Origin of the sequence: Caballeronia sp. (assembly GCF_028292365.1) — a bacterium.
GTDB lineage: Bacteria > Pseudomonadota > Gammaproteobacteria > Burkholderiales > Burkholderiaceae > Caballeronia.
On the sequence record NZ_JAQGMM010000438.1, the window covers coordinates 1 to 6,885 of the forward strand.

7 protein-coding genes and 1 pseudogene are annotated in these 6,885 nt (G+C 58.3%); 2 read left to right on the top strand and 6 right to left on the bottom strand.

Annotated elements, in window-relative coordinates; all coding sequences use genetic code 11:
* Positions 1-1,373 (bottom strand): annotated as a pseudogene (locus JWR14_RS26120) (indolepyruvate ferredoxin oxidoreductase family protein); the annotation flags it as partial.
* Between the two features lie 308 nt (positions 1,374-1,681).
* Between JWR14_RS26120 and JWR14_RS26125 the strand changes: the two are divergent.
* Positions 1,682-1,888: a hypothetical protein gene (locus tag JWR14_RS26125; protein ID WP_299714260.1), complete on the top strand. Its 207-nt coding sequence runs from the start codon at positions 1,682-1,684 to the stop codon at positions 1,886-1,888.
* Between the two features lie 142 nt (positions 1,889-2,030).
* On the opposite strand, the gene hppD is transcribed toward JWR14_RS26125, so the two are convergent.
* On the bottom strand, positions 2,031-3,134 hold the full coding sequence (gene hppD, locus JWR14_RS26130; RefSeq protein WP_299714263.1) for a 4-hydroxyphenylpyruvate dioxygenase: 1,104 nt from the start codon (positions 3,132-3,134) through the stop codon (positions 2,031-2,033).
* Between the two features lie 168 nt (positions 3,135-3,302).
* Between hppD and JWR14_RS26135 the strand changes: the two genes are divergently transcribed.
* A complete protein-coding gene (locus tag JWR14_RS26135) occupies positions 3,303-3,806 on the top strand; it encodes an Lrp/AsnC family transcriptional regulator (protein WP_299714266.1) in 504 nt (167 codons plus the stop codon).
* Between the two features lie 128 nt (positions 3,807-3,934).
* Here the strand turns inward: JWR14_RS26135 and JWR14_RS26140 are convergent, their stop codons facing one another.
* From JWR14_RS26140 to JWR14_RS26155, 4 genes are all read right to left on the bottom strand, one after another.
* Positions 3,935-4,600, bottom strand: coding sequence for a GNAT family N-acetyltransferase (locus JWR14_RS26140; RefSeq protein ID WP_299714278.1), 666 nt, complete (start codon positions 4,598-4,600; stop codon positions 3,935-3,937).
* Positions 4,601-4,822: 222 nt separating this feature from the next.
* Complete coding sequence (locus tag JWR14_RS26145) at positions 4,823-5,428, bottom strand: TetR/AcrR family transcriptional regulator (RefSeq protein WP_299714269.1); 606 nt, start codon at positions 5,426-5,428, stop codon at positions 4,823-4,825.
* A 68-nt stretch (positions 5,429-5,496) separates the two neighbouring features.
* Positions 5,497-6,312, bottom strand: a complete 816-nt coding sequence (locus JWR14_RS26150) for a DUF1835 domain-containing protein (protein WP_299714272.1) — start codon at positions 6,310-6,312, stop codon at positions 5,497-5,499.
* Positions 6,313-6,448: 136 nt separating this feature from the next.
* The coding region (locus tag JWR14_RS26155) for a 2Fe-2S iron-sulfur cluster-binding protein (protein WP_299714275.1) at positions 6,449-6,885 on the bottom strand (437 nt) is incomplete at its 5' end.

Sequence of the window (6,885 nt, forward strand, 5' to 3'; positions counted from 1 at the left end):
GGCTTGCGCTCGGCCTCAACGCGCGGCCGCGCCAGCGCTTTTTCCTTCGCTTCAATCACGGCAATGCGCGTCGCGATGCGCGCGCGGACGTCGGCGGGGAGATCGAACTTGTCGAGTCGCGTGGCAATCGCCTTCGCGATAATCGCCGGCGAGAGCTCGTAGTGCGCCGGTAGCAACCAGTTGCCCATCGGCACGGACCATTCGCCGCCTGCGCCATCCTTCTCGTCGAACTTGCCGAAGACGCGCGGGCGTTGTGCATCGGGCCAGTTGTAGAGCTCTTCCTTGATCGCGTATTCCAGAATCTGGCGCTTCTCTTCAACGACCAGAATCTCCTGCAAGCCGTGAGCGAATGCGTGCGCGCCTTGCGCTTCGAGCGGCCACACGCAACCGACCTTGTACAGACGAATGCCGATGCGCGAGCAGGTTTCATCGTCCAGACCGAGATCCGATAAAGCCTGACGCACGTCGAGATAAGCCTTGCCTGCCGTCATGATGCCGAAGCGCGCATGCGGCGATTCAATCTCGATCCGATCCAGCTTGTTCGCGCGCACATACGCCAGCGCGGCATACCATTTGTAGTCGAGCAGTCGCGCTTCCTGAACCAGCGGCGGATCCGGCCAGCGGATGTTGAGGCCACCATCGGGCATCGCAAAGTCAGTGGGCAAAACGATTTGCGTCCGATGTGGATCGATATCGACCGAAGCCGACGATTCCACCACGTCGGTCACGCATTTCATCGCGACCCAGAGGCCGGAGTAACGGCTCATTGCCCAGCCGTGCAGCCCGAAGTCCAGATATTCCTGCACATTCGATGGAAACAGCACCGGCAATCCGCACGCTTTAAAAATGTGTTCCGACTGATGCGCGAGTGTGGAAGATTTGGCGGCGTGGTCGTCGCCGGCGAGTACGAGTACACCGCCATGCTGGGAAGAGCCCGCCGAGTTGCCGTGCTTGAACACGTCGCCGGTTCTGTCGACGCCCGGCCCTTTGCCGTACCACATCGAGAACACGCCGTCGTATTTGGCGCTCGGATAAAGATTGACCTGCTGCGAGCCCCAAACGGCGGTAGCCGCGAGGTCTTCATTCACGCCGGGCTGGAACACGACCTGATGCGAAGCGAGATGTTTCTTCGCTTTCCACAGATGCTGATCGAGTGCGCCGAGCGGGGAGCCGCGATAGCCGGAAATAAAACCGGCCGTATTGAGTCCCGCGGCATGATCGCGTTGTTGTTGCAGCATCGGCAGCCGAACCAGCGCCTGTATGCCGCTCATGTACGCGCGACCGCGTTCGAGGGTGTATTTGTCGTCGAGAGTGACGGAATTTAGCGCGGCTTCTAGGGAAGCTTGTTGTTCCGCGTCAAGGGGGGCATTCATTGTGGGGTCTCTCCGCCAACGTTTGGGATCACCAAAGCACTTTAGGGCCTTCGCGTCTTGTGGACGCGTCGGCCGGGATTTTGAGTGTGCCCGTTTTGACTTTTTTACAGCACTGGTAAAAACCCGCTGAAAAGTAATTTCAACATTGCACAGGTGTTACGACGTGTAAAAACGGCCGGATTTCGGTGTCATTCGATGTCATTGGGGAACCGCTCGCGTCGAGGCTATTCAAACCCGCGATCGATGCACGTTCATGTCGGCTCTGTCGGCAGGACGAACACGATTGTTGGACATACCGATGCACGCAGTTGAAGGAGGAAGTAGTGAAACAACGATACATCCAAAGTTTTTTGATGGTTTCCGCAGCATTTTTTGCGATGAACGCGCCGGTTCGCGCAGGCGGTCTGGCTGGAACGGAAGCAACAATCTCCGGCATACCGCGAATTTCGCAGGTTCGGGTCGAACAGGTTTCCGTCAAGCAGACGGCGGAAAATAAGGACGACGCCGACGCTTGAGGGTTTGAGTGCGCGAGAAGCAGTTCGTGTCGCAGCTGCTCATGTCGTAAAGGCAGGCACTGGCGATGTTCCTGAACGCCAATGAACAAAAAAATGCCGGGGATCTTTGGGTCCCCGGCATTTCTTATTTGCACTGCGTGTTTTAGCTGGCGCTTGTGTCCTTCACAACCCCGCGCCGAATCTGGTCGAGTTCAATCGATTCGAACAGCGCCTTGAAGTTGCCTTCGCCGAAACCCTGATTGCCCTTGCGCTGAATGATCTCGAAGAAGATCGGGCCGATCTGGTTTTCCGTAAAGATCTGCAGCAGGATTTCGTCCCGCACGCCGTCGATCAGGATCTTGCGTTTGCGCAATTCCGCCACCGATTCGCCATGATTCGGCACGCGCCGGTCGACGAGTTCGTAATATGTGTCGATGGTGTCCAGCAGTGCGATTTTCGCGCCGCGCAGATGGTCGACGGTGCTGTAGATATCGTCGCTGCCCAACGCGATGTGCTGAATACCTTCGCCGTGATACGCGTCGAGATATTCCTGGATTTGCCCCGAGGTCTCCGAGCCTTCCTCGTTGATCGGGATGCGGATCTTGCCGCACGGCGAACTCATCGCTTTCGACCTGACCGCTGTCACCTTGCCTTCAATATCGAAGTAACGCGTTTCACGGAAATTGAATAAACGTTCGTAGAACTCAGCCCATTCAATCATCCGCCCGCGATGAACGTTGTGCGTCAAATGATCGATGTAGGTCAGTCCGTGGCCAACCGGGTTTTGCTCGGCGCCAGGAATGGGTTCGAAGTCGACGTCGTAGATGCTGATGTCGCCAATGCTGCCCTGTTGCGCGTCATTCTTGCCGCGCCACCGATCCACGAAGTAAATCAGCGAATCGCCAACACCCTTGATCGCGGGAATGTTCAGTTCCATCGGGCCGGTTTTGTTATCGAAGCCCCACGCGCCGAGATCGAGCGCGCGCTTGTACGCCTTGCCCGCATCGGCGACGCGGAATGCGATCGCGCAAATCGACGGGCCGTGAAGGCGCGCGAACCGCTGCGCGAAGGAGTCGGGCTCGGCGTTCACCAGGAAGTTGATCTCGCCCTGCCTATAAAGCGTCACCTTCTTGTGACGATGGCGGGCAATCGCGGTGAACCCCATTTGCTCGAACAATTGCCCGAGCGCCACGGGATCGGGCGCTGTGTATTCGATGAATTCAAAACCATCCGTGCCAACGGGATTGTCCCAAGTCGTCGCCTGCATGCTTTGTCTCCTGAACCGTGAGAATAGATCGGTGATTAGCCAGTGATTAGTCGGTGATTATTGGGACAAAGTTTATCGACGGAAGCGAGGCAGATACTTGCGAAGTAAATCGTGTATGTCTACGATGACGCACGTTCATGGCGAAATAATGCCCGCAGGAGACAGAAAATGGCTCAAATCGAACTCGATGCGATCGATCGGAAAATTCTCGCGATTCTTCAGGTGAACGGGCGACTGTCGAATCAGGACATCGCCGATCAGGTGAACCTCTCGCCTAGTCCATGCTTGCGGCGAATTCGACGGCTGGAGGAGGAGGGCGTGATCCGCGGTTATGTCGCGCTGCTGGAACCGCGTCTGCTCGGACTCGGGCTGCTCGCGTACGTCAATGTGAAGCTGGAAAAACGCGGCGGCACGCCGGTAGCGGCGGGAATGAAAAATCCGCCGACGCACGCGGACCGCTTTCGCGAAGCCGTGCGCGGCTGGCCTGAAGTGGTGGCGTGCGATGCCATGACCGGTGACATGGACTATCTGCTGCGCGTTCTGGTGGAAGACATGGAGCACTTTTCACGCTTCGTGCAGGACCAGTTGCTGCACCATCCATCGGTGATCGACGTCAAAAGCAGCTTCTCGCTGGAACGCTTTAAGGAAACGACGGCGTTGCCGATTCGTTGAATTGGCTGGCCGATGGCCGATGCTCAATCCAAAACCTGCAGACGCAAAAAAGGCGGCTTTCGCCGCCTTTCGTGCTTTTGCGCATGCTTGCTGATTTGTGCCTGGAACTCAGGACTCGAGGTCCTGATTTAGGCCGCGTCCGCAGTAGGCATGAACGCCTGAAACATTTGCGATGCCCGGCGCGCCTGACGCTTCACCGCGTAGTCGAAGACCGCTGCTTGCTCTTGCAACATCTCCGTGAGAATGCTGCCCTGGTCGGCAGGTGTGAGCGACAAATAAGCGTCGGCTTCGCCATACGCATATTCGATCTTCATTCCCGACTTCTTCGCAATGTGCATCATGGTCGAATTGCGTGACAGACAATGCATGTAGAGCATTGAAACGTGCGTGTTGCGGCTACGGATGGCGGCGCGCTCGAACAGGCGGCTGCCGACTCCACGGCCACGCGCGCTTTCCAGCACTGACACGCCGAACTCCGCCGTGCGCTTGTCGCCTTCGGCTGGCAGATAGGCCAGATGGCCAACGCCGACGAGATTCAACTGTTCGTCGAACACGCCGAATACGGTGTCACGCGAGAAATCGATATTCCCGACGTAGTTCTCGATCACATGATCCGGCACGATTTGGCCGAAGCGCAGAAGGCGGTCGTCTTCGTCGAGGGCAAGGAAGTGGGTGAGGAGACGCTCGCGGTCGCTCGAGGACAACTCACGGACGAGAACGGGCAAACGACCGGCAGCCGTTTGCGAGCGATCGGCTGCTGCGAAGATCGATGCAGTGTGGCGGTTGAAAGGCATGTTCACGATGGTGGCTCCTTGATTCGTCGCGCGACATGGTGCGTCGCAAAACGAATTTTAGCCGAATCACAACGGTAGCACTAGGGAAAACCCGTAATACACCGTGGAGCATCCTGTCTAATTTTCACGTAATACGAATAAAAGCGTTTATAAAACAATGGCTTATTCGGTGTTGCGAAAATCGTACAGTCGTGCGGTAGTTTAATGGTGCATCGCACCATTTCAATTGTCGCCATTCATCCCGTGCTCGATCACACCCACAACCTGCTCCGCGAACTCACGGTAACCCAGTTTTCCATCGGGTTTGAGCCACGTGAAGGTCCAGTTAATCATGCCGAACACCATCATGGTAAGCGCGGTCTGGTTCTCTTTGGTCGCCCGCTTCGGATACGCGCGCGCAAGTTGCCGGGCGAACGCCGCGACAATGCCGCGTTGGCGTTCCAGCACGATTTCACGCTGCGTGTCTTCGAGATATTTGACGTCGTTGAGCAGCGCAACGTGCCGGCTATGGGACGTTTCGTATTCGGTGAGGAACGCGCGAATCAGTTCGGCGAACGCCTCGCGCTCCGTCAATCCGCGCCGCTGGCTCGCTCCCTCCACTTCCGCGATGATCAGCATCAACCGCTTCGTGTAGCGGTCGAGCAGATCGAAAAGGATGGCTTCCTTGCTCGCGTAATAATGATAAAGCCGCGCTTTGGAGGTGCCGCTGGCCGCGGCGAGATCGGCCATCGACGTGCTCGGGTAGCTGGTCTGCGCAAATTTGGCGGCGGCGAGTTCGAGAATCTGCTCGCGTTGCGTGTCGTGGTCAGGCGCTCTTGTACGGGCCATTGAGTCTCTGCGAATTGCTTGGTCGATCGGGGATTCTAATGCGTGGCTAGTGCACCGTTAACGCATCGCTAGTGCACGGCGCGGCGAAGTCTGGCGTCGGCTATCTTGGCCAGATCGCCGCGAATCTCCAGTTTGCCCGCGGCGACGAGTTCGCGACAGCGCCAAAACGCAATGGCATCGCTGACCAAAAAGCCGAAACTCGCGCCCATCACCTGGCCGGCGAGCCTGCGCGCTTCCTGCCAGCCGTCGCTGGCTATCTGGAGGATGGTTTCATCGACGTCGGAATAGGTGCCGGAAATGAACGTGTTGTCGCGCCATCGGCGGGTCTCGCTATTGATCTGCTTCACTTCCTGCCATTCCAGCGCAAGACGGCTGATGCGCAACACCGAAATGGGCGCGGCTGTTGGCAGCTTGGCGCCCAGCTCGGCTGCCGTGAACATGCCGACCGCCGTCGCGCCGTCTTCGCGGCCACGTCGCTGCTGCGAGCCGTCGGCAGCGGTAATCAAGGGCAGATCTTCGTGGGTGAGCTTGGCTTCGTTCAAGCGCTGCGGCGCGTTGCGCAGCGTGTAGGCCACTCGTCGCAGCGTTAGCTGGTCACTGGCGCTCTGGCCGTGCCAGACCACGACCTGTCCGCTGTCTTGCGCGAGATCGCGCAGGAGCGCGTCCTGTTCCTTGAGCTTCGATATGAAATCGAACTTCTGTTCGTTCAGCACCTGCTGCCAAAACAGCGCCCGGTTTTCCGGATTGTCGTCTATGCCCCTCAACTGGCCGACCGCAAGATCGTCCTTCAGCGGGATGACGCGCTCGTCGCGAGCCGCTATTTGCAAGGCTTCGCGCAGAATCTCGGCGGCATGGTCGCCGTTGGTAACGTGGATGGTGCTCATCAGTGACGGTGACCGCAAACGTAAGTAGGCTGCCCGGCGCGCAGCGAGTGCGGCGACTGGGCGCGGCACATCGCATTAGGAACGGGCAACCCCTAGTGTAAGCGAATCGAATCAGCGCGATCCGCTAACCCGGCGTTCAACGTTCGTCATAGCTCACAACCACACGATCCGAAATTGGGTGGCATTGGCAGGTCAGCACAAAACCCGCGTCAATCTCATGCTGCTCCAGCGTGTAGTTCTTTTCCATGCGCACTTCGCCTTCCAGCACCTTCGCGCGGCACGTACAGCACACGCCTCCCTTGCACGCATAGGGCAGCGCAAGTCCGGCCTTCAGGCCGACGTCGAGTACGCTCACGCCCTGATACGGCAGGCGCAGCTTGCGTTTTTTACCATCGATGATGAGTTCCAGGTCCGCCGCCGGGGTGTCGTCGGTGATTTCGATTGCTGGCACGCCCGCTTGCGGCAACGGCGTGCCGAATCGTTCAACGTGAACCTGCTGCGGCGGCACGCCCGCGCTTTTCAGCGCAGCTTCGGCGGCGTCCATCATCGGGCCGGGACCGCAAATGAAGGCTT